46 protein-coding genes are annotated in these 24,828 nt (G+C 70.1%); 31 read left to right on the top strand and 15 right to left on the bottom strand.

The features are described from left to right. Positions 1-2: 2 nt before the first annotated feature. From ACH4TL_RS42980 to ACH4TL_RS42835, 30 genes are all read left to right on the top strand, one after another. Positions 3-626, top strand: coding sequence for an HNH endonuclease signature motif containing protein (locus ACH4TL_RS42980; RefSeq protein WP_398330050.1), 624 nt, complete (start codon positions 3-5; stop codon positions 624-626). Next, a complete protein-coding gene (locus ACH4TL_RS42975; RefSeq protein WP_398330053.1) occupies positions 623-1,408 on the top strand; it encodes a DciA family protein in 786 nt (261 codons plus the stop codon). The genes ACH4TL_RS42980 and ACH4TL_RS42975 overlap by 4 nt, the downstream gene beginning before the upstream one ends. 9 nt (positions 1,409-1,417) lie before the next feature. Further along, positions 1,418-1,597 (top strand): hypothetical protein, encoded by a 180-nt coding sequence (locus ACH4TL_RS42970; protein WP_398330056.1) that lies wholly within the window; start codon positions 1,418-1,420, stop codon positions 1,595-1,597. 234 nt (positions 1,598-1,831) lie between these two features. Next, positions 1,832-2,809 carry a ParA family protein gene (locus tag ACH4TL_RS42965; protein WP_398330059.1) on the top strand — a complete coding sequence of 326 codons (978 nt, stop codon included), beginning with the start codon at positions 1,832-1,834 and terminating at the stop codon, positions 2,807-2,809. Next, positions 2,806-3,660: a hypothetical protein gene (locus ACH4TL_RS42960; RefSeq protein ID WP_398330062.1), complete on the top strand. Its 855-nt coding sequence runs from the start codon at positions 2,806-2,808 to the stop codon at positions 3,658-3,660. The genes ACH4TL_RS42965 and ACH4TL_RS42960 overlap by 4 nt, the downstream gene beginning before the upstream one ends. Positions 3,661-4,456: 796 nt before the next feature. After that, the gene (locus ACH4TL_RS42955; protein ID WP_398330065.1) at positions 4,457-4,708 is read left to right on the top strand and encodes a hypothetical protein; all 252 of its coding nucleotides are present in this window, start codon (positions 4,457-4,459) and stop codon (positions 4,706-4,708) included. A gap of 244 nt (positions 4,709-4,952) precedes the next feature. Beyond that, positions 4,953-5,507: a hypothetical protein gene (locus ACH4TL_RS42950; RefSeq protein ID WP_398330068.1), complete on the top strand. Its 555-nt coding sequence runs from the start codon at positions 4,953-4,955 to the stop codon at positions 5,505-5,507. Positions 5,508-5,631: 124 nt separating this feature from the next. Then, complete coding sequence (locus tag ACH4TL_RS42945; protein WP_398330071.1) at positions 5,632-5,892, top strand: hypothetical protein; 261 nt, start codon at positions 5,632-5,634, stop codon at positions 5,890-5,892. A 179-nt stretch (positions 5,893-6,071) separates the two neighbouring features. Further along, the gene (locus tag ACH4TL_RS42940; RefSeq protein WP_398330074.1) at positions 6,072-6,401 is read left to right on the top strand and encodes a hypothetical protein; all 330 of its coding nucleotides are present in this window, start codon (positions 6,072-6,074) and stop codon (positions 6,399-6,401) included. A 121-nt stretch (positions 6,402-6,522) separates the two neighbouring features. Further along, positions 6,523-6,864, top strand: a complete 342-nt coding sequence (locus ACH4TL_RS42935) for a hypothetical protein (RefSeq protein ID WP_398330077.1) — start codon at positions 6,523-6,525, stop codon at positions 6,862-6,864. Positions 6,865-6,955: 91 nt separating this feature from the next. After that, positions 6,956-7,441, top strand: coding sequence for a hypothetical protein (locus tag ACH4TL_RS42930; RefSeq protein WP_398330080.1), 486 nt, complete (start codon positions 6,956-6,958; stop codon positions 7,439-7,441). Between the two features lie 36 nt (positions 7,442-7,477). Beyond that, positions 7,478-7,711 carry a hypothetical protein gene (locus tag ACH4TL_RS42925; protein WP_398330083.1) on the top strand — a complete coding sequence of 78 codons (234 nt, stop codon included), beginning with the start codon at positions 7,478-7,480 and terminating at the stop codon, positions 7,709-7,711. Beyond that, positions 7,708-8,241, top strand: a complete 534-nt coding sequence (locus tag ACH4TL_RS42920) for a hypothetical protein (RefSeq protein WP_398330086.1) — start codon at positions 7,708-7,710, stop codon at positions 8,239-8,241. Before ACH4TL_RS42925 ends, ACH4TL_RS42920 begins: the two co-directional genes overlap by 4 nt. Then, positions 8,238-8,621, top strand: coding sequence for a hypothetical protein (locus ACH4TL_RS42915; RefSeq protein ID WP_398330089.1), 384 nt, complete (start codon positions 8,238-8,240; stop codon positions 8,619-8,621). Before ACH4TL_RS42920 ends, ACH4TL_RS42915 begins: the two co-directional genes overlap by 4 nt. Further along, entirely contained in the window at positions 8,611-9,684 is a 1,074-nt protein-coding gene (locus ACH4TL_RS42910) for a DUF5131 family protein (RefSeq protein WP_398330092.1), read from the top strand. The genes ACH4TL_RS42915 and ACH4TL_RS42910 overlap by 11 nt, the downstream gene beginning before the upstream one ends. Beyond that, complete coding sequence (locus ACH4TL_RS42905) at positions 9,681-9,902, top strand: hypothetical protein (RefSeq protein ID WP_398330095.1); 222 nt, start codon at positions 9,681-9,683, stop codon at positions 9,900-9,902. The genes ACH4TL_RS42910 and ACH4TL_RS42905 overlap by 4 nt, the downstream gene beginning before the upstream one ends. Then, positions 9,899-10,141 (top strand): hypothetical protein, encoded by a 243-nt coding sequence (locus ACH4TL_RS42900; RefSeq protein ID WP_398330097.1) that lies wholly within the window; start codon positions 9,899-9,901, stop codon positions 10,139-10,141. Before ACH4TL_RS42905 ends, ACH4TL_RS42900 begins: the two co-directional genes overlap by 4 nt. Further along, positions 10,138-10,653 carry a RusA family crossover junction endodeoxyribonuclease gene (locus ACH4TL_RS42895; RefSeq protein ID WP_398330100.1) on the top strand — a complete coding sequence of 172 codons (516 nt, stop codon included), beginning with the start codon at positions 10,138-10,140 and terminating at the stop codon, positions 10,651-10,653. The genes ACH4TL_RS42900 and ACH4TL_RS42895 overlap by 4 nt, the downstream gene beginning before the upstream one ends. Positions 10,654-10,706: 53 nt before the next feature. Next, a complete protein-coding gene (locus ACH4TL_RS42890; protein ID WP_398330178.1) occupies positions 10,707-11,189 on the top strand; it encodes a WhiB family transcriptional regulator in 483 nt (160 codons plus the stop codon). A 14-nt stretch (positions 11,190-11,203) separates the two neighbouring features. After that, positions 11,204-11,974, top strand: coding sequence for a hypothetical protein (locus ACH4TL_RS42885; protein WP_398330103.1), 771 nt, complete (start codon positions 11,204-11,206; stop codon positions 11,972-11,974). A 60-nt stretch (positions 11,975-12,034) separates the two neighbouring features. After that, the gene (locus tag ACH4TL_RS42880) at positions 12,035-12,538 is read left to right on the top strand and encodes a single-stranded DNA-binding protein (protein ID WP_398330106.1); all 504 of its coding nucleotides are present in this window, start codon (positions 12,035-12,037) and stop codon (positions 12,536-12,538) included. 136 nt (positions 12,539-12,674) lie between these two features. Next, on the top strand, positions 12,675-12,863 hold the full coding sequence (locus ACH4TL_RS42875) for a hypothetical protein (RefSeq protein WP_398330108.1): 189 nt from the start codon (positions 12,675-12,677) through the stop codon (positions 12,861-12,863). Positions 12,864-12,986: 123 nt separating this feature from the next. Beyond that, positions 12,987-13,364: a hypothetical protein gene (locus ACH4TL_RS42870; RefSeq protein WP_398330111.1), complete on the top strand. Its 378-nt coding sequence runs from the start codon at positions 12,987-12,989 to the stop codon at positions 13,362-13,364. Further along, on the top strand, positions 13,361-14,380 hold the full coding sequence (locus tag ACH4TL_RS42865) for a methyltransferase (protein ID WP_398330114.1): 1,020 nt from the start codon (positions 13,361-13,363) through the stop codon (positions 14,378-14,380). Before ACH4TL_RS42870 ends, ACH4TL_RS42865 begins: the two co-directional genes overlap by 4 nt. Next, positions 14,377-14,691, top strand: a complete 315-nt coding sequence (locus tag ACH4TL_RS42860; protein WP_398330117.1) for a hypothetical protein — start codon at positions 14,377-14,379, stop codon at positions 14,689-14,691. The genes ACH4TL_RS42865 and ACH4TL_RS42860 overlap by 4 nt, the downstream gene beginning before the upstream one ends. Before the next feature lie 175 nt (positions 14,692-14,866). Then, a complete protein-coding gene (locus tag ACH4TL_RS42855) occupies positions 14,867-15,220 on the top strand; it encodes a DUF4326 domain-containing protein (protein ID WP_398330118.1) in 354 nt (117 codons plus the stop codon). Continuing rightward, a complete protein-coding gene (locus tag ACH4TL_RS42850) occupies positions 15,217-15,651 on the top strand; it encodes a hypothetical protein (RefSeq protein ID WP_398330121.1) in 435 nt (144 codons plus the stop codon). The genes ACH4TL_RS42855 and ACH4TL_RS42850 overlap by 4 nt, the downstream gene beginning before the upstream one ends. Positions 15,652-15,656: 5 nt before the next feature. After that, positions 15,657-15,986: a LuxR C-terminal-related transcriptional regulator gene (locus ACH4TL_RS42845; RefSeq protein ID WP_398330124.1), complete on the top strand. Its 330-nt coding sequence runs from the start codon at positions 15,657-15,659 to the stop codon at positions 15,984-15,986. A gap of 71 nt (positions 15,987-16,057) precedes the next feature. Continuing rightward, entirely contained in the window at positions 16,058-16,789 is a 732-nt protein-coding gene (locus ACH4TL_RS42840) for a hypothetical protein (RefSeq protein ID WP_398330126.1), read from the top strand. Next, positions 16,786-17,409 carry a nuclease-related domain-containing protein gene (locus ACH4TL_RS42835; protein WP_398330130.1) on the top strand — a complete coding sequence of 208 codons (624 nt, stop codon included), beginning with the start codon at positions 16,786-16,788 and terminating at the stop codon, positions 17,407-17,409. Before ACH4TL_RS42840 ends, ACH4TL_RS42835 begins: the two co-directional genes overlap by 4 nt. Before the next feature lie 84 nt (positions 17,410-17,493). Here the strand turns inward: ACH4TL_RS42835 and ACH4TL_RS42830 are convergent, their stop codons facing one another. Together ACH4TL_RS42830 and ACH4TL_RS42825 are read right to left on the bottom strand one after the other, a co-directional pair. Beyond that, positions 17,494-18,282, bottom strand: coding sequence for an NUDIX domain-containing protein (locus ACH4TL_RS42830; protein ID WP_398330133.1), 789 nt, complete (start codon positions 18,280-18,282; stop codon positions 17,494-17,496). 149 nt (positions 18,283-18,431) lie between these two features. Beyond that, positions 18,432-18,737 (bottom strand): hypothetical protein, encoded by a 306-nt coding sequence (locus ACH4TL_RS42825; RefSeq protein WP_398330136.1) that lies wholly within the window; start codon positions 18,735-18,737, stop codon positions 18,432-18,434. Positions 18,738-18,867: 130 nt separating this feature from the next. Between ACH4TL_RS42825 and ACH4TL_RS42820 the strand changes: the two genes are divergently transcribed. Further along, positions 18,868-19,059 (top strand): hypothetical protein, encoded by a 192-nt coding sequence (locus ACH4TL_RS42820; protein WP_398330138.1) that lies wholly within the window; start codon positions 18,868-18,870, stop codon positions 19,057-19,059. Between the two features lie 93 nt (positions 19,060-19,152). Here ACH4TL_RS42820 and ACH4TL_RS42815 read toward each other — a convergent pair whose 3' ends face one another. The 13 genes from ACH4TL_RS42815 to ACH4TL_RS42755 all read right to left on the bottom strand — a co-directional run bounded on the left by ACH4TL_RS42815 (position 19,153) and on the right by ACH4TL_RS42755 (position 24,720). Further along, entirely contained in the window at positions 19,153-19,389 is a 237-nt protein-coding gene (locus tag ACH4TL_RS42815) for a hypothetical protein (protein WP_398330141.1), read from the bottom strand. Continuing rightward, a complete protein-coding gene (locus ACH4TL_RS42810; RefSeq protein WP_398330144.1) occupies positions 19,386-19,721 on the bottom strand; it encodes a hypothetical protein in 336 nt (111 codons plus the stop codon). The genes ACH4TL_RS42815 and ACH4TL_RS42810 overlap by 4 nt, the downstream gene beginning before the upstream one ends. Positions 19,722-19,910: 189 nt before the next feature. Next, complete coding sequence (locus tag ACH4TL_RS42805) at positions 19,911-20,051, bottom strand: hypothetical protein (RefSeq protein ID WP_398330147.1); 141 nt, start codon at positions 20,049-20,051, stop codon at positions 19,911-19,913. 24 nt (positions 20,052-20,075) lie between these two features. Continuing rightward, complete coding sequence (locus ACH4TL_RS42800) at positions 20,076-20,513, bottom strand: hypothetical protein (RefSeq protein WP_398330150.1); 438 nt, start codon at positions 20,511-20,513, stop codon at positions 20,076-20,078. 55 nt (positions 20,514-20,568) lie between these two features. Further along, positions 20,569-20,961 carry a hypothetical protein gene (locus ACH4TL_RS42795; RefSeq protein ID WP_398330153.1) on the bottom strand — a complete coding sequence of 131 codons (393 nt, stop codon included), beginning with the start codon at positions 20,959-20,961 and terminating at the stop codon, positions 20,569-20,571. Between the two features lie 58 nt (positions 20,962-21,019). After that, positions 21,020-21,205, bottom strand: a complete 186-nt coding sequence (locus ACH4TL_RS42790) for a hypothetical protein (RefSeq protein ID WP_398330156.1) — start codon at positions 21,203-21,205, stop codon at positions 21,020-21,022. Further along, complete coding sequence (locus ACH4TL_RS42785; protein WP_398330159.1) at positions 21,202-21,420, bottom strand: helix-turn-helix domain-containing protein; 219 nt, start codon at positions 21,418-21,420, stop codon at positions 21,202-21,204. The genes ACH4TL_RS42790 and ACH4TL_RS42785 overlap by 4 nt, the downstream gene beginning before the upstream one ends. Next, a complete protein-coding gene (locus ACH4TL_RS42780; protein WP_398330162.1) occupies positions 21,417-22,238 on the bottom strand; it encodes a hypothetical protein in 822 nt (273 codons plus the stop codon). The genes ACH4TL_RS42785 and ACH4TL_RS42780 overlap by 4 nt, the downstream gene beginning before the upstream one ends. Then, on the bottom strand, positions 22,235-22,711 hold the full coding sequence (locus ACH4TL_RS42775; protein WP_398425467.1) for a hypothetical protein: 477 nt from the start codon (positions 22,709-22,711) through the stop codon (positions 22,235-22,237). Before ACH4TL_RS42775 ends, ACH4TL_RS42780 begins: the two co-directional genes overlap by 4 nt. Before the next feature lies 1 nt (position 22,712). Further along, a complete protein-coding gene (locus ACH4TL_RS42770; protein WP_398330167.1) occupies positions 22,713-23,291 on the bottom strand; it encodes a hypothetical protein in 579 nt (192 codons plus the stop codon). Further along, the gene (locus ACH4TL_RS42765) at positions 23,288-23,695 is read right to left on the bottom strand and encodes a hypothetical protein (RefSeq protein ID WP_398330170.1); all 408 of its coding nucleotides are present in this window, start codon (positions 23,693-23,695) and stop codon (positions 23,288-23,290) included. Before ACH4TL_RS42765 ends, ACH4TL_RS42770 begins: the two co-directional genes overlap by 4 nt. A gap of 36 nt (positions 23,696-23,731) precedes the next feature. Beyond that, on the bottom strand, positions 23,732-24,352 hold the full coding sequence (locus ACH4TL_RS42760) for a hypothetical protein (protein WP_398425465.1): 621 nt from the start codon (positions 24,350-24,352) through the stop codon (positions 23,732-23,734). An 86-nt stretch (positions 24,353-24,438) separates the two neighbouring features. Next, positions 24,439-24,720, bottom strand: a complete 282-nt coding sequence (locus tag ACH4TL_RS42755) for a hypothetical protein (protein WP_398329783.1) — start codon at positions 24,718-24,720, stop codon at positions 24,439-24,441. Between the last annotated feature and the right edge of the window lie 108 nt (positions 24,721-24,828).

The raw sequence follows: 24,828 nt of genomic DNA, 5'->3' as shown, positions 1-24,828 counted from the left end.
GCGTGGAAGCCGCGAAGAAGCTCATTCAGGGAAACCCTGGCGAGTGCTGGAGGCTTCCTGACGAAGTCGCGATCCCGAACGGAAACGGATACGTCCGCATCTACGTTGAGCGGAAGCGCTGGTTCGCGCATCGCCTGGCCTACACGATGTTCGTAGGGCCCATCCCTGATGGGCTAGTAATCGATCACGCCTGCCACAACCAGGACTCGAGCTGCCCAGGGGGGCTCTCCTGCCTCCACCGGCAATGCGTGAACCCTGCCCATCTGGAAGCAGTCACCCAGGCGGAGAACTCACTCAGAGGGCTTTCATTCGCGGCTGCCAACGCCCGTAAGGAGACGTGCCCTGAGGGGCATTCTCTGGTCGACAGGAAAGAGCGGCGCCCGAAACGGTACTGCCCGATCTGTCGCATGAAGCAGCGCATAGCAAGAGGTGAGACCAGCGGGAACACCCACTGGAAGGACCGCGTCGAGTGCGTCAACGGGCACCCATTCGACACGTACAACACACGGGTGGAGACGAACGCGGCGGGACAGACGCGGCGAAGGTGCAGGGCGTGCGAGCGGGAACGGGACCGTGCACGGGCACTTCGGAAGCGTGCGGAACGCCTGGCGGAGGCGGGCCAGTGACCGAGCACGGCACCTCGGGCCGCGACCTCGCGCGCCTCGCCCTCGCCCAGTACAAGGCCAGCCCCGCCGGCAGGCAGCAGCCCACCAGCCGCCGGAAGCCCACCCGGCGCCGCGCCGACGCAGGCAGCGGCCGCGACCCTCAGACCTTCGCCGCCATCCTCAACCAGCTCAACACTGACCGCGAATGGGGCATCGGCGTCCAGGGCGGCAACATCCTCGACCAGTGGCCGACCCTCTGCCCCGACCTCGCCACCACCGTCCAGCCCATCCACTACGACGCGGACACCGGCCGCCTCGACCTCCGGCCCGCCTCCCACGCCTACGCCGCACAACTCCGCCTCTCCGGCCCCCAACTCGCCCAGCGCATCAACGGGCAACTCGGCTCCACCGCGGTCCGCACGATCCGCGTCCTCGCCCCGGGGCCCGTCACCCCGCCCACCGCGGCCGCCGCACCGGCCCCGGCCGCGCGCGCCGAGGAACCGCCGCCCGTGCGCACCCGCGACGACGCCGCACCCGGCTACCACCGCGCCCGCGCCGCCATCAGCCACACCCCGCCCACGGGGCAGAAGCCGCGCATCGAGCGCGACTGGGGCACCGGCGAATACGGGCACCTCCGCGAGCCCGAGCACGCCTTCACGGACGCCGTGGCCGCCCTCGAGACCGCCGAGGCGAGCAAGGGCAACGACCCCGCCAGCGTGCGGCAAGCTGCCCTCAAGCGGGCGCGTGCCGAGAAAGCCGGGCGCGCGCCCGCCGTCCCCACCGCCTTCCTGCGCAGCGCCTAGGAGAAGAGCATGCAGACCAGCCGACTCGAACGCTCCATCGCGACCGTGCGGAAGGCCCCGACCACGCCCGCACCCGAGTGGGAGGGCTTGTTCGTCGAGCCGGTCTACGCGGACGGGCAGCCCTACGGCGCCTTCACCACGGAGGACCGCGATGCCCCCGCCGACGATTTCGAGAGCACGGCCGCGTGATCGCTATACGCCGTGCTAGGTAAAGGGCTAGCAATCATGCTATGAGGCGCCTCATATAGCGTGCTAGCCGTCACGCACGACAGCATCCCAGAGCCCACAGCCGTGACCGCCGGGACAGCGCCCATATCAGATACCAGATCCGGCGCGCCCCGGCAGGTCACCGAACCTACGCGGTGATCAATGTGTAGCCTCAGGCCCCATCACACCACCTGCCGACAACGTGAAGGGGCCACCATGGGCACACTCAACGTCCCACTCGAACTCGCGGACCTGAGCGAGGTGAAACAAGCCCTCCGCCGCAGACAGATCCTCATCCAGGAAGACGCCTTCGGCCGCAAGGTCATCGTCATCGTCAACGGCAAGGGCGGCGTCGGCAAGTCCAGCCTCGCCGCAGCCCTCGCCGTCGCCCTCGCCAAGGTCGGCAAGAAGGTCGGCCTCATCGAGATGGACGAACAGGGCAACAACTGCGAAGACCTCGGCATCACCGGAACCGACCTGGACGACGGTGGCGCAGCCCAGGCCGCGGCAATCCTCGACGGCAAGCCCCTCGTCTCCACCGGACAAGCGCGCCCCAACCTGTACGTCTTCCCCGGCGGCGACGCCCTCGAAGACGTCGTGGAAGAGCTGTACGTACAGCGCCGCTACGCCTCCTACCACGACGACCCAGAGGATCAGCAGGCGTGGATGGGCATGTACGCCGCCGCGATCGACCCGCTCCGCGACAACCACGACGTCCTCATCCTCGACGTCGCCCCCGGCTCCGAAGTCCTCCAGATTCAGGCCCTCGTCAGCGGCGACATGACCCTGATCCCCTCCAAGTCCGACCCCTCCTCCCGTAAGGGCCTGAGGGTCGTCGCCCGCCGCTTCAGCCAGGCCCGCGCCATCAACGCAATGCTGCGGCTGCTCGGTGTCGTCCTCTTCGCCACCAACACCAGCGCCACCAAGGTCCAGAAGAACATCAAGGAAGACCTCGAGAAGGACCTGAAAGGCAACGCCCCCGTCTTCGGGCAGGCCATCCGGCACGTCGAAGCGGCCGCCGTCGCATGCCGCAAGGCCGGAAAGGTTCCGCAGGAGATGCGGGCCACGAAGGATCTCGACCCCGGAACGGTGAAGTCCATCAAGGCCCTCGCCAGCGACTACCAGTCCCTCGGAATGGAAGTCCTGGAGGCGTGGATCGCCCTCGACACTGAAGATGGGGAGGGTGAGGAGTGAGCGCCGGCACTGACCAGCAGGACGGCCGCCGCGGGGGGCTGCCCGAGGACGATGCCCTGGACGGCTTCTCCGTTGCGGCGAACGCGGCCACCGCGCCCCGCAAGCGCCGCCGGGCGCCAGCACCCGAGGCGTCGGCCTCCGAGAGTGAGGCGCCCGCCGTCGACACGGCGCCCCAGCCGGGCCAAGTCGAGCCGGAACAGCAGTCTGCACCGGAGCCTCCGACCGAGGTCGAGCCGCCCCCGATCGTCGAAGAGTCCCAGCCCGAGCCCGCCCGGACCGCCCTCGTACCGCAGCCGACCCCCAGCAGCGGCAAGCTACCCGCCTCCGCGGCCCCGGCCATCGAACGAACCCCCGCGCCCGCCCCAGCAGACCGGCAGCCCACCACCGTCCAGATAAGAAACCTCGGCGAACCCGGCCAGCGCGCCACCCAGTGCACCATCATGGTCAGCAGCTCGGTACGCGACCGGTTCGCCCACTACCAGCTCACCAAGAAGATGCAGACCGGGAAGGAGCCCACCAACGCCATCGTCGTCCGGCGCGCCGTCCTCCACGCCCGGAAGAACGACCTGTTCGCCCAGCTCCTCGAGAAGGTCCGCCACCAGCAGCAGCCGGTCGAGGATGAGGACCACGACCCCGACGGCCTGTTCGGCGAGGTGCCCGGCCGGCGCGCCGAGCGGGGACGCATGAAAGACAGCGTGCAGCAGTCGTTCCGGCCCTCGTACCAGGAACTCGAGGTCATTGACGCCATCACCAAGGCGTATGGCTTCCCGTCCCGATCCGATTTCCTGGACGCGGCCCTGGACGCGTTCCTCCCGGCGCTGCCCGCGTCGGGGAAGGCTCGCGGCCGGTAGCGCGCGTCCCAGCGACACGGCCCTGTTCTCCATCCCGTCACGGTGGAGAGCAGGGCCGCCGCCTCTGGTCAACGGTTGCAGGTGGTTGCCCGCACGGTTCGCCCCGGGATGCGGGAGTTTCCCTCACACGTTCGTGGGAACCCAGGTGAGGTACCTTCCCGATGCATATATCTACCGGGAAGGATCGGACCGCCGGCCCACGCAGCAGCCGGCGGCCGCCGGGGCCGGGGAGACCGCGGCGAGGACGGGGCACAGTCCGCACTGTGTTTCGCAGCCCGCCCGCCGCACCCCGCCCCGCGCGGCACCCTACGCCCGCGCCCGGGGCAGCAGCCCACTACCCGCCTGACGCGGCATCCCACTACACTGACCGTTGTCTAACGGGCATGCGCTCGTGAGATCTCCGCGCCCCCGCGCTGGCTGATGGTCGTTGTCGGCAAAACTCCGCCCCCAGCCGCTCGGGGGCGTTTGCGTACCCCCAGTGCACCACCCATATACGAGCAGTCCGAATCCCGCCAACGGCAGGTCACATCAGCGTCAAAATCCACAACGCGCCACACCACCCCACAGAAAACGATGCGACAGTGAATGCCACGTTCGGCCTGGGACTACCGGCGGCCCGGCCGTACAGCCCTCCCCGCCCTCACTGCCGGACCGAGCGGAGACGCCCATGCCTGGAGACCCGGCTGGCACCACCCCGCCACCCCTCCCCGGCCCCGATGACACGGCCGACATCATCCACATCGGCGCCCGACGCGCCCGAACCACCGCTGCGCCCCCCGAACGTCAGGAGCCGACCGTGGGCGCACACGGCCAGCCGGACCCCGGCCCCACTCCGGAGGAACGCCTCGCCCAGATCATCCAGGGCATGTTCCTCGAGGAGCACCGCACCCTCACAGATCCAGCCACAGCCGAGGCATACGACATCACCCTCCGTGTCATGCTGCGGCTGGTCGACGGGGCCGAGGCACAGGCCGGGCTACCGGAGAAACATCACCGGCTGCTGCGGGGCATGATCGAGCAAGCACGGCAGGTCCCGGGCATCATCTGACCTCACGCGCCGGACCGTGTGCACGCATATCGACCAGATGTGACGGGGTGTTGGATATGACGGGAACGCAACATCCGCCCCATGAAAGAAGATCAGACCCGGGAACTTGTTCACTTTCTGATAAGTGCGTGACACCATGTGGTGTCCGGATAGCACCGGAGTGACAATCCCGGCCCGAAGAGCGCCCACAGCACCCCCCACACCGCTTCCGCGCCCCGGGCCGCCGATGGAATCAGGGGTACCCATGGGCGACAGCGAGGTCAGGCACACCGCGGCGGCACAACTAAGGCTCCTCAGCAAGGAAATCACCGCCCCCGCAAGTCGCCGACCGCAGCCCGCCCGCCGCACCCCTCCCAGCCAGTCCAGCGCCCCCATCAACCTCGGCATCCTGGACCACATGGCCGCATGCCGCGACGAGCTGGTCACCCACACCCTCGAAGCCTCCCCCGACGCCCCCGCCGCCCCCGCCGAGGCCGCCGACGTGTACGAGTGGGCCTACCGGGAGACCGCATACGCGGCCCGCGGCATGCAGCGGGCACTCGACGCCATGGTCCTCCGCCAGTCCTGGGAGCACGCCCTCGCCCTGGGGGACGAGAAACCGGTCAGCGCCGCTGTCCACTGGGAAGCCTGTCCGACGTGCGGGTGCTGGAGCCTGTTCTGGCAGTCGACCAGACGCATCGTGGCGTGCGTCAACGGACGCTGCGACGACGAACTCGGTCTGCCCACCGTGTGGCAGCTGAAGCAGATCGCCGAGGTGTGCGTCGCCCGGCGGAACGCCATCACGGCGGCCGCCACGTGACAGCAACCTGACAGTCCTATCCCTGGCATCGACCGCAACACCCGTACACAATTGCTACACATAGGTACCCGCCTCGGCCGGTCGGCGCTGCGAACGGACGGCCCTCCGATGAGGGAGTCTTGGCATGGCTGTTCCGATCCCGGAACCTCTGACCGTCCCTAGCGTCCTGGTGTCCATCGACGAGGCTCATGGGCTGCTGCGCGGCACGCCGTACGAGCCCTCGAAGACCACCATCCGGCGCTGGATACCGCGCCACGGGATGTTCGTCCGGCGGATCGATGGGCGGGATTACGTGGGCCTGGATGAGCTGGTGATCGCCCATCGGGAGGAGACCCTGGCGCGGCAGCATGCTGACGCGCGGAAGCGCGAGCGGCCCGCGCCCTGACGGCTGTCCCTGAATCGATGCACTGAGCCCCGCTCTCCCGGCAGAGGGAGCGGGGCTTCTTCATGCCCTCTTCACCTCCTTCGAAATTTTAGTTGCGTACGTACCTAAAACTGCTATGCTCGAAGAGCCGACACGGAGTGGCCCAACAGCCGCCCGGAGTAACCGAATCGAGGCTCGCCATGGCCGTGATGACGCACGCCCACACCCGGACCGCCACCGAGATCAACCTGTCCGACCTCGCCCTACCGGTCCGCGACGACTTCCTCGACCTCATGAACCAGGCCGACAGCGCCATCACCGTCCCCGAGATCCGCCTCGCCCACGCCGCCGCAGCCCACCTCATCGGCCTCCAACTCCCGCCCCGCGGCGAGATCGCCGTCTGCTCCTGCGGCTGCAACTGCCTCACCGTCTTCGACGCCGACCAGGCCCACGAATACGACGACGGCTACGGCCGCACCGTCCAGTGCCCCGCCTGCGCCGACGACCACCGCGGCGTCACCGCCGAGTAGGCCCCGAGCCGGGCCCGGCCGCCGCAGACACCGGCGACACCCCCGCGCTGGAGATCGCCCCGGCCGGGCCCACCAACCACCCCACACCACACCCGCGTACGCGCCCAACGAGAGGACACCCATGGCAAACGACAAGCCCACCGACTCCATCGTCATCGACGTCTGCAAGGACGGATGGACCGGCGGCCTCCAGCTCGGCATCTCCCAACTCGACGAGAACGGCACCGGTACCGGCTACCGCCTCGCGGGACCCAAGTACAACGGCTCCCAGAAGCGACTCCTGAAGCACACCCTCGACGAGCGAGACGCCGAAGAGATCCGCGGCTACCTGCGGGCCGTGTTCCCCGACAGCAACGATGCACGGATCATCGAGCGCCTTCGCGAGGTCGCCAGCAACGCGGACGCCACCGTGCAGGACTTCCGCGACGCCCTGTACGACCGCGGAAACCGCACCCGTCCCTGACCCCCGGACCCGGCCGCACCCCCGCGGTGCGGCCGCTCCCAGGGCCAGGGCCCGCCACACCACCACCCGCACGCCGCACCGGGAGACCGCCATGCCCAGCACAGCCGCCGCACAGCACGCCACCACCAGCCGCCTCATCCGAGGCGCCATCACCCTCCTCCGCGAGCGCGGCGTCTACACCGGGTCCCCCGGCTACGTCGGCGACGACGACAGCCTCAACATCCCCGCCGCCATCCTCCTCGCCCACACCGGCAAGGCCCTGCCCCCGGCCGAGTTCACCCGCAAGGCGTGCCTCGCCCAGTGGGGCGACCCCGACGCGTACTTCCGCGCCCACCCGTCGGTCATGCACACCATCCGCTTCCTCTCCGCCTGCATCGACGGCCAGCCCAACGACGACCCCGCCACCGGCGAGCCCGACTACATCGACCACCTCGCCTGGTGGCCCACCTACCGGCCCATCGACGCCCAGACCCCGCCGTCCCTCGACGACGTCCTCGACGTAATGGCCAAGGCCGCGAAGCTGGCCGCCGACATCGCCCAGCAGGGCGCCCCGGCCCCGCACGCCACCGCCGCCTGACCAGCCGCCCCCACCCTTCCCGAACGGAGCCCCACCATGGCCACGCCCATCACCACCCCCACCCCGTACGGCACCCCCGACGCCTCCTTCGAGGCCGGATTCATCGACGGGGAGCTGGCCGCCATGACCGGCCTCGACTCCCGCCGCGCCACCGCCCGCATCGAGATGGCCGAGCAGTACGACCCCATGTACGCCCAGGGCTACAGCGACGGCTACCTCCACGCCACCGCCCTCAACGCCGCCCGCCTCCAGAACGAGGAGACCCGATGACCATCGCTGACGAGACGTGGGTCTGCCCAGCACACCCCTTCGGCCACGCCTGGGACGACACCGGACTGCGTTGCTCCGGGTGCGACGCCGAGCGCACCGCCGCCGAGACAATCGCGTCCCTGGCGGGCAGCCACCGTGGCTGGAGCGTGGAGCGCGCTGAGCGCTTGGCCGCTGCTCACCGCGCCGAAGTCCTGCGCGACGAACTCCAGGCCGTGCTGACCGAGTCGCCGTGCACGCACGACGCCAGCGACGACGAGCACCCCACGTGTCCCACGATTCGCGTCCATCGCGACGACGCGGAGCGGTTCGCCGCCATGGTCGACATGCTCCACGAGCTGCGGACCGAGCTGGATATGACGATCCGCGCCAAGCAGGAGAACGACGAGCGGTTCCAGATCATGGCGGCCGAGCAGCGTGAGCGCGCCAACAAGGCCGAGGACGAGCGGGACGAGCTGAAGGAGCAACTGCTCACCGCGCAGGGCGACGTCGCCAGCGAAGCCCTCCGCGCCGAACAGGGACCGGTCCGGTGACCACGGTGAAGGGCGCCGCCACCCCGGCGGCACCCGCCCGCCCCGCTGAGCCGGCCAACTACCCGGCCCTCCGCGAAGCCGCCACCACCGCCGCACACCACGCCCACACCTGCGGCATCCACGTACCCGAACAGTGGACCGGTACCAGCGACGGCCACGCCACCGCGCGCATCGACGACAACCTCCGCCTCGTCTACATCCCCGGCCGCACCGTCGCCCCCAACGCCCCGGGCACCCTCACCGCCCTCTCCCGCTGCCCCGAAGGCCACAGCCACACGAAGCGCGTCGACACCGCCGCCCAGCTGACCGCCTTCCGCCACGACCTCACACGCTGCCCGATCGCCGCCGACCAGCCCAAGGAGCACCCCCATGGCCAGTAACACCAGCATCGAGTGGACGGACCAGACGTGGAATCCCACCACCGGCTGCGACCGCATCTCCGACGGCTGTACCAACTGCTACGCCATGACCATGGCCAAGCGCCTCAAGGGCATGGGTCAGGCCAAGTACCAGAAGGACGGGGACTCCAAGACCTCCGGACCCGGCTTCGGAATCGCCGTACACCCCGAGGCCATCCTCGAACCACTCCGCTGGAAGAAGCCCCGCCGCGTCTTCGTCAATTCAATGAGCGACCTGTTCCACTCCGGCGTCGACACCGCCAGTCTCCACCTGATCTTCGGTGTGATGGCCGCAACGCCCCAGCACACCTACCAGATCCTCACCAAGCGGCACGGCCGGATGCGGAGCCTCCTCAACGACCCCCAATTCGTCCACATGGCGTTCCACCGAGCCGAGATGTACGGCCGCCCCGACACCGCCGCCCACATCTGGCCGCTGCCCAACGTATGGCTGGGCGTCAGCGTCGAGGACCAGAAGCGCGCCGACCTCCGCATCCCCGCCCTCATCGACACCCCCGCCGCCGTACGGTTCCTGTCCTGCGAACCGCTCCTCGGCCCGGTCGATCTGGACGGGCCGATCGTGCCGGGACGCGGCCGACCCAAGCTGACGTACTGGCTCACCGGCCGCCCGACACCTGGGCCCGAGCGCACCACCCCCACCGGCCTGACCATGCACAGCCCGGCAATCGTCACCGGCCCCCGCATCGACTGGGTCATCACCGGCGGCGAGTCTGGCCACGGTGCCCGCCCCGCACACCCCGACTGGTTCCGCACCATCCGCGACCAGTGCCAGGAAGCAGGCGTCGCCTACCTGCACAAGCAACACGGTGAGTGGGCCCCGCTCAAGTCGATGCACGAGTACGTCACCGACGACGACCGCGTCCAGATCCTGAACGCCAACGGTGAGCTGTGCGGGCGCCCCTGGTTCGGCTGGAATCGCGACGAGGACCAGCAGGGCTCCGTCGTGGTCCGCCGTTACGGCAAGAAGGCCGCCGGACGCGAGCTGGACGGGCGCACATGGGACGAGTTCCCCGAGCCGCGATGAACGACTTCGAGGTCTCCTGCCTCGGCAAGGCCGCCTTCCCGTCCCGCCGCACAGCCCGACGCCGGGCCCGGCAGATACGCGGCGAAGGCGGCCCCCGCCTCCACGCATACCGCTGCCGCTGGTGCTCCGGCACCCATCTGGGCCACGCGCCCGGCCACGCCACCTACCTCCGAACCGGCCCCCACGGGCCCATACCACTCCAGGACTACGCCGTATGACCAACCAGCCCGAGCCGTACCCCGACGCCTTCCCCTGGCTCAAGCACCTCGACCGCGAGGACCGCGCCAGCCTCCTCATCGACCTCAGCGCAGCCACCGCCACCCTCAACCAGGACGACGCCATCGACGAACTCAACCGCGTCGTCCACGAGTGGGCGAACACCGCGATCGTCCTCGCCAACCCCGAACTACGCGCCGCGCTCACGGGCGACAAGGACATCCCGGGGTCGAGCCGATGACCATTGCCATCCCGGTGCAGGCCGGTGCTTACGACTGGGACCCCGTCCCCGCCCTCACCGTCGCCGTCTACGGCACCGCCGGACCCCAGGGCAGCAAGAGCCCCGTCGGCTGGGGCAAGAGCCGCAAGACCGGCAAGAACATCCCGCTCATGAAGGAGTCCTCGGCCAAGGTCAAGCCCTGGCGCGACAAGGTCTCCGCCGCCATCACCGCGGCCATCCTCCGCGGCGACGCCAAGCCGTTACACGGCCCCGTCTACGCCGAGATCACCTTCACCATGGCCAAGCCCGGCAGCCGACCGAAGCGGCGCCGCACCTACCCGGCCGTCAGCCCCGACATCGACAAGCTCGAACGCGCCACGTACGACGCCATCACCACCGCCAAGGCGTGGGAGGACGACGGGCGCGTCATCGAGAACCACAACCGCAAGGTCTACCCCGGCGAACACCCCGACGCCCTCGACCGGCCGGGCGCCATCATCCGCCTCTACACCATGACAGGAGCCGTCTCGTGACCGCCGCCTCTGCCCTCACGCCCCGTAACGCACGGTCCCCGCGAACGGCTGGGATGGGCCGCTCTATACGAGTCGCCGTCACACCCAGCAACAGCGGTAACGCTGCGTCAACACCGGGGCGGGACTGGCGCACCCTCGGAGCATGCGTGGACGAGGACCCCGAGCTGTTCCACCCCGTAGGCAAAACCGGCTCCTACCTGGTGCAGATCAGGAAGGCCAAGGCCGTCTGCCGTAGCTGCCCCGTGGTGCAGGAGTGCCTGTCGTGGGCGCTCGACAACCGCGAAATGAACGGCGTCATCGGCGGCATGGACGAGGACGAGCGGCGGCGCCTGCTGAAGAGGACGCGGCGGTGGGTGGCTGGGAATCCGGAGCGGGCGTGGGTGCAGATCCTGCGGGATCGGCGCCCGGAGTTCATGGCGCTGCTGGCTGAGGAGCGGTCGGTGAACGAGATCGCGGTGGAGTTGGGAACGAACACGCAGACCGTGCACAACGTGCTGCGCGCGCTCGAAGCGGAGAAGGCAGGGGCGGCAGCGTGAACAGGGAGATGACCATGGAAGAGCGTGGTGACCTGGCCGAGGCCATGCTGCCAGTGGCCGCGAACCTGGCCGTCCTTGTGCACGGCGACGGTGGGCCCGAGGACGTACGCGAAGTCCTCGACAACTTGGACGACGCGCAGCGTAACGCCCTCATCATCGTCCTCGCGGGCATGGTCGACCCCGACCGGCCGATGGGCGCGGTCCTCGGATGGCTCGACTTCAACGAGCACGGGCAGCAGATCGTCCCGGACTGGAACGACAAGACCACCCTTCGGGCCGTCGCCGACGAGACGGAGCCCGAGGCCGACTGGGATGGGGTCGATCTGGTGAAGGTGGACCGGTGGCTCAGGGGCTTCCGGGTCGAGCTGAACCGGCGTGAGCGGGTCGAGGCGATCCTCGAGGGCTTCCGGCGGGGCATGGAGTACCGGGACCTGGACGCGCTGTCCGGGGTGAAGTCCGGTACGACGCTCACGTTCATCTCGCGGGAGCGGAAGGCCGCTGCCGCCCGCGGTGAGGACTTCCCGGACGATGTGCTGCCCACGCTGCCGGTGCGGTTGTCGGAGTCGGCGGTCGTCAAGATGCGGGAGCGTGCCGCGCGCGGCGAAACGGACATGGAGATCGGTCTGGCGTTCAACGTGAACCCGAAGTCGGTGGGGGACATCGTTCGCGGTGTGCACTACTCGCAGTACGGGGGGCCTCTGCGCGCTAAGAAGAGCGGCCGACCGTCAGAGGCGACGCGGGTTTTGTGGGCGGGGTCCACGCCGGGCTACGCCACGGCCAGCTGAGGCCCGGGTTCAGATCGTCAGCCGTTCGGCTGGGACTACGAAGAGAAGGAGAGCAGCCTGATGGCTGGAGAGACAGTGATCACGGTGGTCGGGAATCTCGTGGAAGATCCGGAAATGCGCTGGACCCCGCAGGGTGTCGCGGTTGCCAAGTTTCGGGTGGCGTCGACGCCGAGGACGTTCGACAAGCAGACGAACGCCTGGCAAGACGGCGAGAGCCTGTTCCTGGCGTGCTCGGTGTGGAGGCAGGCCGCGGAGCACGTCGCCGAGTCCTTGACCAAGGGGATGCGGGTCATCGTGCAGGGCCGACTGAAGCAGCGCACCTATGAGGACCGTGAGGGCGTGAAGCGCACGGTGTTCGAGCTGGACGTGGATGAGGTGGGCCCGTCGTTGAAGTCGGCGACGGCGAAGGTGACGAAGACCGGCGCGTCCGGCGGGGGTCGTCAGGGGGCCCAGCAGGCTCGTGGTGGGGCGCAGCGGGTGGCGGAGGATCCGTGGGCGTCGCAGGGTGCGGCGGGTGGCGGTTGGGGTGGTGGTGCGGCGGACGCGGACGAGCCGCCGTTCTGATCGGCGCGCGCGATTGGGCCCGGCTCCCGGTATGGGGGTCGGGCCCTTTGCTGTGCCCCTCGTGAAATTTTAGTTGCGTACGTACCTAAAACTGCTATGCTGGAACAGCCGACAACACAGGACAACGGGGGTCGAGATGACCGAGCTTCGCCTGATCGACCCACTTGGCTACGACGCCGTCACCGACGGATACCGGGTCGTCGTCGAGCCCCAGGAGGTCGACGAGGCCACCGCCCGGCTCCGCACCGAGGTAGCCGCCCGGCACGCCGCGGAGCACGCGTACGCCGGGTACTGCCCGCGCGACTACCGCGTCCAGGCCGCCTGAGACCGCCGCGCCCCGACTCCCCCGCGGGGCGCGGCCCACACCCCACCGTGTACGGGCCGCCCGGCCGATCGCAGCCGGACGGGCGGCCCACCCATCCCGCGCATCACTCGAGAGGAGTCCGGCATGAACCCTCGCCGCGCCTACGCCGACGCCATCACCGCCGCTGTGTCCGCTGCTGGCTTCGGGCCCGCCCGCTACAGCTACCTCACCGGCTACACGCAGGCGTGGTTCGAGTGGTCGCCCGGCCAGTACGCCGTGAACGCCGATATCTGGCCCCGCGGAATCACCGTTGGTTGGCACCACATCGACGGCTGGCACTACACCAACCGCGCCGCCCCGGACGTCAAGCACCCGCTGCCGTTTACGGCCACCGCACACCCGATGGATGTCGCTGACAGCGTGCGCAGGCTGCTCAACGGCCTGGTGGATGATCTGCCCGCCAATGAGGACGAGTGGGAGCACGCCCACACCCTTCAGGCTGGGGCGGGGGAGCAGTCGTGAAGGTCTCAGCAGACGTCCTCGACGCTCTGGCGTCCGCCGAAACCGACGGCGCCCGTCTGGTCCTCACCGGGCCCCGGATGGACTCCAAGTTGTACGGGCGTGTCAACGAGGTCCTGGAGGCCGCCGGGGGCCGGTGGACGAAGAACGCCGGGGCTCACCTGTTCCCCGTCGATGCGGCCGAGGCGATAGCCCCGGTCCTGACCACCGGTGAGGTGGTGACGCTCCGGGAGAAGCGCAACGACGCCCAGTACTTTCCCACCCCGGCTCCGATCGTCCAGCGCCTGCTGGAGCTGGCGGAGCTTGAGCCGGGTATGGAGGTGCTGGAGCCGTCGGCCGGATCGGGGGCCATCGCCTCGGCCGCTGCTGGTGCTGGCGCGGTCGTCGACTGCTTCGAGCGGGACCCCGGTTACGCCGCAGTCCTCGCCGATGCGGGTGCGGCCCGCACCACGCGAGCTGTCGACTTCCTCACGGTGAACGCCGAGCCGCGGTACGACCGTGTGTTGATGAACCCGCCGTTCACTCGGCAAGCCGACGTGGCGCATGTTCGCCACGCCCTGCGATTCCTCAAGCCGGATGGCCTGCTCGTCGCCGTCATGTCCCACGCAGTCACCTACCAGAAGGGAGACGCGGCCGCGTTCCGGAGCCTCGTGGAGCAGAGCGGAGGTCAGGTCGAGGCGCTGCCCGAGGGGGCGTTCACGTCGGCCGGTACCGGCGTCCGCACGATCGTGGTGACCATCCCGGCGAGGAGGCCCGACGTCGTCCAGCCGGTGGCTTGGCCGAGCACCGAGCCCGCCAAGGCGCCGGAGGTCGTCGAGTACGGCGATCCGGCGACCATCGCGAGAGAGATCGCGGACAACCTGCGTGAGGCGATGACCATCATGGACAAACTCGCCCGCGACCTGTCCCGACCTGTGCAGCGCACAGCAGAGCCGGGCGTCGCTGCGGTGACGGACTTCCCCCTGCCCGGCGAATCTTCCGGGCAGCTGACGTTCGAGGGCTTCGGGGAGGCGTCGTGAAGGTCAGTGCCGACATCGCTGCCCTGCCCCGCTTGTGCCGCATCAACGACTGCTCCAACCCGGCAGCGACGCACAAGACGCTGTGCCACAAGCACCGCAAGCGGATCCGCATGGGCGGCGACCCGCACTTCACCCAGTGGGGCACCGCCGACGCAACCGATGTCGAACTGCTCGTGTCCGACCCGCGGCCTGTTGAGGGGCTGACTCGACTCGAGCGGCGCCTGGTGGCCCGCGGCCTCACGGAGCGCCGCATGACCGCCGCCGAGGTCGCCCGGGTGCTGGGCGTCGATTGGCGCACAGTGATGCGTTGACGGGCCGACGACCGCGCCGCCGGGCTCACCGACTCTGCTCAGCCCTCCGCCGCACGACAGATTCGGAGCGCCGCCTGATGCGTGCCCTCATCCCCTGGCTGGTCACCGCGGCCGCAATCGTCGCCGTCACCGCCACCGCCTGCCTCATCCACTGACCCTCCCGAAGGAGAAACCGATGCCCGCCCGTATCCAGCGCAAGCGCACCCCCGGCTGGCGTAAGTCCGAAGGCGCCGTGTACGTCGGCCGCGGCAGCCGCTGGGGCAACCCCTGCCGCATCGGCCTCGACGCGGACGACCACGCTCACGCCACTGTCCTGTACCGGCGGTGGTTGGAGGCGAACGACGTGACCATCTACAACTCCCACATCAACGACGGCCGCCGCGACTGGATCATCGCGCACGCCGCTGATCTCAAGGGCCGGGACCTCATGTGCTGGTGCCCGCTGCCGAAGCCCGGCGAGCCGGATCACTGCCACGCCACTGTGCTGCTGGAGATCGCCAACGCCCCGAAGGAGAACCCGCCCGCATGACCGCGCCCATCACCGCCCTCACCCCGTCCACCATGGCCGTACGCGCCGCCGCCGCGCTCGAGTGGAACCGGCACGCCCAGTACGTCCGGCACTCCGACGCGATCCTCACCGGCTGGGAGACGACCGCCGCCCCGGACGGGCAGCCCCTCGTGTCCGGGCGTGTGGACGGTCCGGGGGCGGTGCAGCAGCTCCGGGCGTTCGCCACCGACAGCATGCTCGCTTTCAGTGGGGCGGTTGACCTGCGGCCTGTGCTGGACGTCTCGGAGCCGGGCCGTGTGGCGGTGGTGTGGCGGTCGGGCGGGGTGTGGGTGTCCCTGTGGACCCCGGAACCCCCGCCGCCCACGAGCCCGTCACCGGCACCCGCGGCCGCACCGCAGCCCGGCGGGCGCCTCCTCCACTGGCTCACCCCCGACACCCGCAAGAAGGACTGACCCATATGACCGCCCCCATCGTGGCCCGGGCGCCGCACCGGGCCGCCCACTACGAACACGCCCCCGCCCGGCCCCGGGCCCGCATCACCCGCCGCGAACTCCAGCTCCTCGTCCTGGCCGCGAACGGCAACACCAACGAGCGCATCGCCCGCCATCTCGACATCTCCGCCTACACGGTGAACTGCACGCTGCGCCGCGTGTATCTGAAGCTGGGCGCAGTGGATCGGGCGAATGCGGTGGCGATCGCCCTGGTGCGGGGCGTCATCGCGCCGTCGGACATTGCCGGGGTGCGGGATCCGGGCGGCATGGCCTCCGTTCACGCTGACACAGCGTGACGAAAACCCGGGTTTGTGATCTCCAAGCCCGGGCCGAGCAACTACCCACCGTCACACCCCTGGAGGGGGACATGACCGATCGACCGCCGTATGACGGCCTGCTGGCTCGTCTCGAGAAGGAGCGGGCCCACCACCAGTCCTGCGCCGCCCTGTCCCGCACCGACGAAGGCCGGATCGCGCACTCCGGCATGGCCGCAGGCTTCCTCCACGCCGCGATCCACCTCGTGAAGGAGTCCGAGGGGCCAGGGGCTGCGCGCCAGTACATGGAGCGCGCCACCACCGAGGCGGGTGTTGTCCCGGCCGCAACGCCCGAGCCCTCCCCGGACGACACGCTGCGCGAGGAGTACGCGGCCGCGGCCCGGCGCCTCGGTCACCCGAGCTGGGAGGCCGACGAGCTGGCTGCCGCCATCGGCGACGTCCGCGACCGACGCATGGAACAGCTTGTCGCCGGACGCGCGACGTGGAAGGCCAAGGCGCTCGAGACGGAGCGCGACCGGGACCGGATCGCCGCCGAGCGCGACCAGACGCGCGCCCTGGCGCCCATGTTCGAGGGCCTGGAGAGTCTGCTGGCGACCAGCTCCAAGGACTGGGGTGCGTGCCGGGAAGATGCCTGGCTGTGGGCCGTGCTGGTGGGCTGGGACTGCGAGGAGGACCACGAGCACAACGCAACGTGCGACGACGGCGGGGCCATGCAGGAGATCGCCGAACGTTACGGCTGGAGCCCGGAGGCCGTGGCGAAGGCGCGCCGCTACCGGGCAGCCGTACGGGCCGTGCTTGACGGCCAGGTCGAGGAGTCATCGTGAGCGCGGAGTTGTCGGCGGGTGCGAAGGCCGCGGCGTTACGCGCCCAGGCCGCCCCGCGGGGCCTGAAGCGGCGCATGCTGGCGTTGGTGGGCATGGACCGGGCCGGGGCCCGCCTCGAGGCGGAGGCGCGCTCCTGGGACGCCGGAGAGGAGGGGGAGCGGCGCACCAAGGCTCTACTCGCCCCGCTCGCCCTGGAGGGGTGGGGCGTGTTGCACGACCGGCGGATACCCGGCCTGGATCGGGCGAACGCCGACCACGTGGTGATCGCCCCGTCAGGCCGGGTGTTCATGCCGGATTCGAAGCTGTGGAAGAGGCAGTATCGGGTGCGGCCCGTGGGTGACCGGCTGATGCACGGGTCCCGGGCCTGTGACCGGGACGTGGACAGCGTGCTGCGTGAGGCGCGGATGGCTGGCAAGGCGTTGGGGGTCGAGGTGACGCCGTTGATCGCGGTGCACAACGCCCCGGTGGACGGCGGCGGGTTCGTGCTGCGCGGGGTGCCGGTGGTGCCTGCGGACCGGTTGGTGGAGCTGCTGCGCCGGAACGCCGGTGCGCCGGATCCGGTCCGGGCGCGCGCGTTGGCGGCGCAGGCGCGCAGGGTGCTGCCGAGGTATGTGGAGTGAGCGTACGGTGGCCGTGGGGGCCACCTCGAACGGCCCGTCACCCTTCGGGGCGGCGGGCCGCTTTCGTGCGTTCGGTGCCCCTGCTCAGTGCGAGGCTGTAGCGCCCCACGCTCGGCGGGTCGCCAGGATGTGGAGGAGGGCCACGAGGGTTCCGGACCCCATGAGGTCACCGCGCGCCATCAGGGCGGGGATGTCCGACAGGGGAACCCACTCGATATGCCCCGCCTCTTCGAGATCCGTGGGTGAGCCGATCTGTTCGGCTCCGTGCGCTACGAAGATTTCGTGGGGTGAGTCGACCATGCCCACCATGGGCTGGTAGGTGACGACGTGCTCCACAGACTTCGGGCGCCAGCCGGTCTCTTCTTCGACCTCCCGGGCTGCCGTAGCGGCCGGATCCTCGCCCTCGTCCACGATGCCGCCGGGGAGTTCCCAGCCCCATTGCTGGGGGACGAAGCGGTACCGCCACATCATGAGCACACGGTCTTGGTCGTCCAGGACGACGGTGATGGCCACGTGGTGCAGCTTCACCACGTGATGCTCGAAGCGCTTCACGCCGGGCGGCTCGACATCCCAGAGGTCGAGCTTCACCCACGGATTGTCGTAGATGGTCCGCTCGCCGTGGATGCGCCAGGGCTCCAGCCCTTCGGGGGTCTCCACGCTGACGCCGCCGGGGACGCGGTACGAGCTGCGGTCGCGTACCTCCAGGGCGCCCTCGGCGACCAGCCGTGCCAGCACCTGGCGGAGGGCAGTACGGCCGATGCCGAGCTGTTCCACGAGGGCCCGCTCGGACGGCAGTTTGTCTCCGGGCGCGAGTTTGCCGGAGGCGAGCCATCCGCGGATCGTCTCGTAGACCTTGGTCGTCTTGGGTCCCATGCCGGGGCGCACTCTCCGTTCTGAAGTGGTGCGTACCAGCGTAGTCGGGGCGTGGGTGGGCCCTCGCCGACGGGGGATGCGGCGAGGGCCTGCTGGCAGTGTGGCACGGGTGGCCGTGCTCGGGGCGCAGTTCCGGGTCGGCTCGCCTGTCAGGGGCTCTCCTGCCCGTTCCAGTCCTCCGGCGGCTCCACGAGCAGCGGCACGGTGCGCTCCTCCCGCGCGGTGCGGTCCGTCACCGGGTCCCGGTACAGGTATCCGTCAGCGTCACGCAGGAACGCCGTGTACCGGATCACTCGCTTCCCGTCCTGCTGCTCGGCCGTGATCGGGGCCCGGTCCACGTCGCGTGGGTCGAGACCGTTTGCGCGCAGCCAGTCCTGGAGCGCGGTCACCTCGGCGGGGGTGAGGTAGCCCCATCGGTCGGGGTGGAACACGACGGTGATGTCCGGTTGGTCCATGCTCGTCATGATGGCGGCCGCCACCGACAGCGGGCCCCGGCCACGCGATTCCTGTCTGATCCGACGCGAGAGCCCCGAAGACGTGAGAGGGGTGCACTCCCGCGCCCCGGGGTGGAGAGGGCTTGAACGCATGAAGAAACTGATCCGGCGAGCGTGGGCGGCGCTGGTCTCGCACGTCAGGGCCACGACGCGGAAGGTGGCGGCCGAACTTCCGGCCCAGCTGGTGGTGACGGTCGTGGCGGATGCGGCCGTGTCCGGGAACCCGTTCCGGCTCCTGGCGGCCGCGTTGTTGCTGGTCATGGCGTTGCTGCTGCGCCGGTAGTTGTTTGGTCGGGTGGGGCTGCTACCAACGAAAGCCGTAGTAGCCCCACCCGGCGGTGCGGCCGGTCGCGAACGGGGGTGTTGCCGTGGTCGGCTACCGGGCTTGTGGAGGGCGATCGCGGCGGGCCTGGGCCGGTGGCGGCTGGTCGCGCCAGAATCCGCAGGCCCGGCCACGGCCGAACCTGACTGCGGCGAACACGGCCAGGCCGAGGGGCAGCGCGACCCAGACCGGCGGCACGCCACCGACCGTCCGCATCCACACGGCGCCGAGAAGGACCCCGGCCACGGCCCATCCGGCTATCCCGGCGACGTACCGGGCCGGGCCGCTCACCGCTGCTCCTGGCCCAGGATGTGCCCGCAGCTGGGGCACCGCCCGGGCATGCAGCGGCGCAGCGCGTCCCAGAACCGGCTGGCCGCCTCGTCCGGGTCGTAGCCGGGCCCGTACTCGAGAGTCCCGTCCGGGTGGATCGTCACGAGCGGCTGGATGCCGTCGTCCATGATGACGATGTTGCTCGGTGTCGGTCCAGCGAGCTGGAATGTCTGGCTGCTGGTGGTCAGCGCCTGAGTCTCCTGCTTCCCCGGCCAGTCCGTGATGCGCAGTTCGGCGTGCGCGTCGGGCAGTAGTGCGTCCTCGGTGGGCAGGTTCTCGTCGGAAGGGGCCATGACCCCATCGTGGGCGTGTTCGGCCGGGTTGTTGCCCCGGGTCGGTGCGGGTCAGGCGGGCCGGTCATCGGGCGCGGCCGGGCCGGGCTCGTCAGCAGAGCCGCAGAAGGGCGTAGGGCGCGCTCTGGTCGCATCGGCGTGGGAATGGGTCATCCGGGGCGAGTTGGGCCGTCACGCGGGCGTCTGACCCTACTCGACGGCCCCACACGTCGGGTTCGAGCACACCCACTGCGTCTCGCTCGTCGGATTCCCGGCGTCGTCGGTCTCGGTGGTCTTGTACATGGTGCCGCTGCACGCCCCGCAGCCCTTGGTCTCGATCCGCTGCCCCACCCGCGCCCCCTCCGAAGTCCGGTCTCAGCTGGCCCGGGCGGCGATCGCAGCGTCCAGCAGCCCGACGGCCTCCACGCGCCCCCGCTCCCGGTCCTCGACCTCGGCGGCGCTCTCCCCGGTCGCGGCGACCCGCGGGCACGACGGGCAACTCCACCGGTCCGGCCACCCGGCCACCGGCGGCTTCATCGCGATGTGGCAGTGGGGGCAGGTCATGGTCACGTCCTCTACATGTCCGCACGCGCCACACACCCAGATCGGGGAACCGGAGTCCCGCTGCTGCCACATGGTGTGGCGACATCTAGGGCAGCCGGTGGTGGTGATGCCGCCGGGGCCGAGGACGGGCGGGTCGGGTGTGGTGGTGGCGTACTGCACGAGGCGTGCGCGGACTCGGGGGTCGTCGGTGCGGGCCATGCGGAGGAGGTGCGCGGCGCGACTGCGGGCCTCATCGGCGAATTCGGTCATCACCCGGGAGGGTATCGCCGGGACCGGGCGGTGGGGGCGCGTTCACTCGGATGGGCTACAGGGCGCGGAGGTACAGCCAGGCGCCGCTGTAGCACTTCACGGTCAGGCCCTGCTTCGGCTCGGCGCGCAGGGACCACTGCTCGATGTCCTCGATCTGCTTCGAGCCCGAACCGGCGATCAACTGGGCGAGCCAGCCCTCCGCACCGTCGGCCCACGGACCGTCCATGCTGATCGGGCCGCCCTCGACGGGATGCTCCGGCTGGTCGAAATCATCGCGCTCGGCGGAACGGGCGTTGATCTGCCACCGGGTCTCGCGGCCCTCGAGCATGACGGCCAGGCCGTACGGCCGCTTGCTGTCACCGGCCTCCGCCAGGGTCGCTGCCTTCCCGGCCCGCGGGTCGTTCTTGGCGAGGTCGACGAGGAAGTCCTGGAGAGTCTTGGGGCGCACTGGCGGGGTCCTTCTGTTCGGGGTGGGCCGGTTCATCGTAGGCGGGGCCGGTGGGTGGTCAGGGTTGGAGGATGCGGAGGATCCGCTCGCGGAGGTCGGCGGTCGGGTCGTGGGCCGTGCTGCTGCTGGCGGCCAACTGGTCGGGCGGCTGGATGCCGGGCCAGGCGCTGGCGCGGTGCGCGTCCTCGAGCTGGGCGGTGTACGCCTCCACGCCCGGCAACTCCGGCTCCGCCTCGGCGGTCACTGGGCTTCCTCGACGATGATTCGGACCCGCTTGCCGCACAGGGCGAGGATCTGCTCAGCCCACTCCAGCGACATGGGTGCGCGGCCAGTCAGGAGTTGACTGAGGTGCTTCTCCGAGGTGCTGAGTCGTTCCGCGATCCACACCTGCTTCAGGCCGGACGCTTTCACTGCGGCCCTGACCTGTTCGTGCAGCGAGTCCTGGGCATCGGCGGTCATGCGTCCTCCCCGATGTCGATGCAGTCGGCGACCACCCGCAGGCGGCCTCGAGCGACCAGCGGTTCGCCGGGCGTCGGCCAGTCGTCCGCGCACAGCCCGTACGACGGCGGCTCCCAGGACTTCCCCCGGTAGTGCCGGTAGACCTGCTCCCAGTCGGCCTTGAAGTAGCAGGGCAGGAGCCCGCCGGTGTTAGGGATGGGCTCGGGCGCGGCCTCGTTCTGCGCGCGGACCTGCTCGGCGACGCGGGCGGCGTGGTCCTTGTGGCGTTTGCAGAACCAGTGCGCGGTGACCCACCCGGTGCGCGGGTCCTTCTCCAGCACCTTGTGGTGGGAGTTGGCCCCGCAGACTCCTTCCGCGTTGCGGTAGTCGACGGGGGGCGGGCTGAAGCCCGGGGCGGCGTGCAGGACCGGGGAAGGCGAAGGCCGCAGAGGCACCGCGCTGTCCTCCGGCTCACCCGTGACGGTGATGCGGGGCCGGTAGACGTACGGGCGCAGGCGCGGGGCCTCGCAGCCTGGTGCCCCGCCCGGGCCCCAGTCGGCGGCTTCGCGGGGCGGCTCGTAGCGGGGTGCGTCGTTGGCGATGAGCCGGTCGTAGCGGGCCCGCCGCCCGTGCTCCACGCCGAGCTTCCGGCGGGCGACCGTCAGGGGGCTGACACCTTCCTCGCGCTTGGAGAGGTCGACGCCGTACGCGACGGCGAGAAGGAGTTCCCGGGTCTCGTGGCCGACGCGCGGGTCCTCATAGATGGCGGCCACCATCTCGGGGAACGACCGCTTCGGCCGCCGCTCCTCAGCCGGGGCCGGGACGGAGCGAAGGCTCACGGCTGGATCAACTCCCCATCGACCGTCGCGAGACGAAGACGTACGGGCTCGGGAACCAGCTCCCGGCCCGAGACAGGCCAGTCGTCCGCGCGTAGCCCGTAGTTCTTCGGCGGTTCCCACTGCCCGTCACGCTTCCATGCAGCGGCATCTCGGTAGAGACGTGCCCACGCCTGCTCCTGGCCATCGACCATGAGATAGGAGACCACGAGCCCGCCAGCGTTGGGGATCGGTTCCGGTCCGGGGTTCGCGGCACGCTGGGCTCGTAGAGCGTTCCCCCAGTCCTCGTGGCGGCGGCAGTACCAGACCGCCGTGCGCCATCCGGTCTCCTGATCGACGGTGTAGGTGTGTTCGATGCCGCGCTGCCCGCACAGGCCAGCACGCCGGATCATCGGCGCCGCGCACTGCCTCGTTTCCCACGGGGGTCTTGGTAGACGCGGCTGGTGTACGTGGGCGAGGTGGAGCGCTGCTCCCATGTCACGACTCCTTGTTCTCGAGCGCATCGATGGTGGGGCACGGGTGCGGGATGAACGCCACCCATTCATCCGTCTTCGGGCCCGTCCGGCGACGCACGGAGCATTCGCCGCACCAGGTCTGCCCCATGTGCTGAACGGGCTGATGGAGTGCTGTGACGCGCTTCTTCGCGTCCATGTAGGTGCCGTGCGCGATCTCGATGGCTTCGACGGAGAGCAGCCGCGCGTAGCGGAGGATCTTGATGTGCTCGTGGACCTCTTCCTCGGTGAGAGGCCGTTCCAGGGCGCACCAGATGCGGAACTCGGCAACGTCCGTGAGGTCGGCGGGGACCGCGGTGTCCTTGCGGGCGCGTTCGGCTTCCTTCTGCCACGCGGCGGCCAGCTTCTCCATCGCTGCCAGCTTCTGTTCCAAGGCGTCGGTGGGGCCGGTCTTGGCTTCGGCCTGCTCGGCGCGTTCCAGGGCGTACGCCAATTGGATACGCAGCAGGGGCGCGTCAGCCGCTTCGGCTTTCACCCGCTCCTCTTTGGGCATTGCGGCGCGCTTGGCGTTGATGGCCTCGACCTCGTCGATGTGCCGGTTCATGCGGCGGTCTCCACGAGCTGGGTGTGGACGGCGGCCAGGACGTCGTCGTCGGGGGTCCACAGGCCGAGTTGCCCGGGGACGTCGAGGATCGGTGTGGTGAGCGGCCGGGCGTCGGTGAGCTGCCAGTGGTAGTAGCCGGTCATGCCCCAGGGCGCGCAGCAACCGTTGTCGAGGTGGCAGGCGGCGAGCCGGGCGGTGCCGATGATGGCCATGCGGGCGTCGGGCCGCGGCCCCCAGATCTCGCCGAGCGGGTGAAAAGCCTTCCCGGCGTGGATGAGGATCGTGACGCCGAGGTACTTCTGCGGGATGGGCTTGGGCCGGTTCTCGATCGTCTTGAAGCCGTCTCGGGGGTGGCCGTGGACGATGGCGTCGGCGAACGGCTGCTTCACGGTCAGGGCCCTCACGGGCGGACCTCCTAGGTCGATGCGGTGGGGCGGGTTTCAGGCTGCCTCGGCGGGCGCGGGGTGTTGCCCCGGGTGGGTGCGGATGGCTACGGGCATGGGCGCCGGAACGTCACCCCCTGCGCAGTGCTCACGAGAGTGGGCCGGGTGCCACGGCGGGACCAGCCACACGGCAGGCGTGCAGCCCGGGGAGCCTTCCGGGACCCGGTCGACAGTCCAGGAACCGTCCGCGTGACGGAGGAAGCGGGCTATGCCGGGCACGAGGCACAAGTCGCCGACTGCGAGGTCGTCACGCATTTCGTCGTGTGCCAGCGTGCCGAGGACGGTTCCGCCGCGGATGGTGCGGGCGTACCGGTTGAACGCGGCGAGGGCGCGGCGCGGGTTGAGGACGCCGATGGCGATCAGGTGCCCGTCTTCGTCGATGTCCGCGACCAGGGCCCCGTAGGAGGCGTCTTGTACGTCGTCGATGGTCGGGGTGAACGCGGTGCGGGCGGTTTCGCGGTAGATGGCGCGTTCGGCGGCGCGGATGCGGTGTGGCTCCCAGCCGTCGGCCATGAGGCCCCGCCATACCTTGTTGCGCTGCTCGGCGAGGGCGTCGATGACCTCGAGTTCGGCGTTGGTGATCCGGTGGGCGGGTTCGGGGATGTAGCTGGAGTCCACGGCCGTTCCTCTGCTGGTTATGGCGGGTTGGGGAGGCCGCCCCGTACGCCCGGGGGTGGCGGTACGGGGCGGCCGGCTCGGTGGGGTCAGGCAAGCTGCGCGGTCGTGGTGACCGTGTGCGGCTTGAGGGTCAGCCGGTCGCATCCGCATTCGAAGTGGATGGCGCCGTTGTCGTCCTCCCGGATGTCGCTGGGGCGGAAGGGGCGGTGAATGTCGCGGGCTTCGGCGACGAAGGGGTCGAGGCCGAGGGCCTTGGTGGCGTAGACGCCGAGGATGTCGCCGCCTTCGTCTGCTTCGCCGTAGGTGAGGATCCACACGACCGGGCCGGGCTGCTGCTCCTTCTGGTCGACGGTCTGGATGCCGGTCATGTGGTCCTCCTTGGTGTGCGGTGGTCTCACCCTACCCAATTTTAGGTACGTACGCAACTAAAATTTCGGGGAAGGGTGGGCACAGCAAAGGCCCCCGCCCCGGGAACC

The organism is Streptomyces sp. NPDC021115, from assembly GCF_044333065.1.
Lineage (GTDB): Bacteria > Actinomycetota > Actinomycetes > Streptomycetales > Streptomycetaceae > Streptomyces.
The sequence above is the reverse complement of the archived record's forward strand: the minus strand, read 5'-3'. Positions and strand labels throughout refer to the sequence as shown.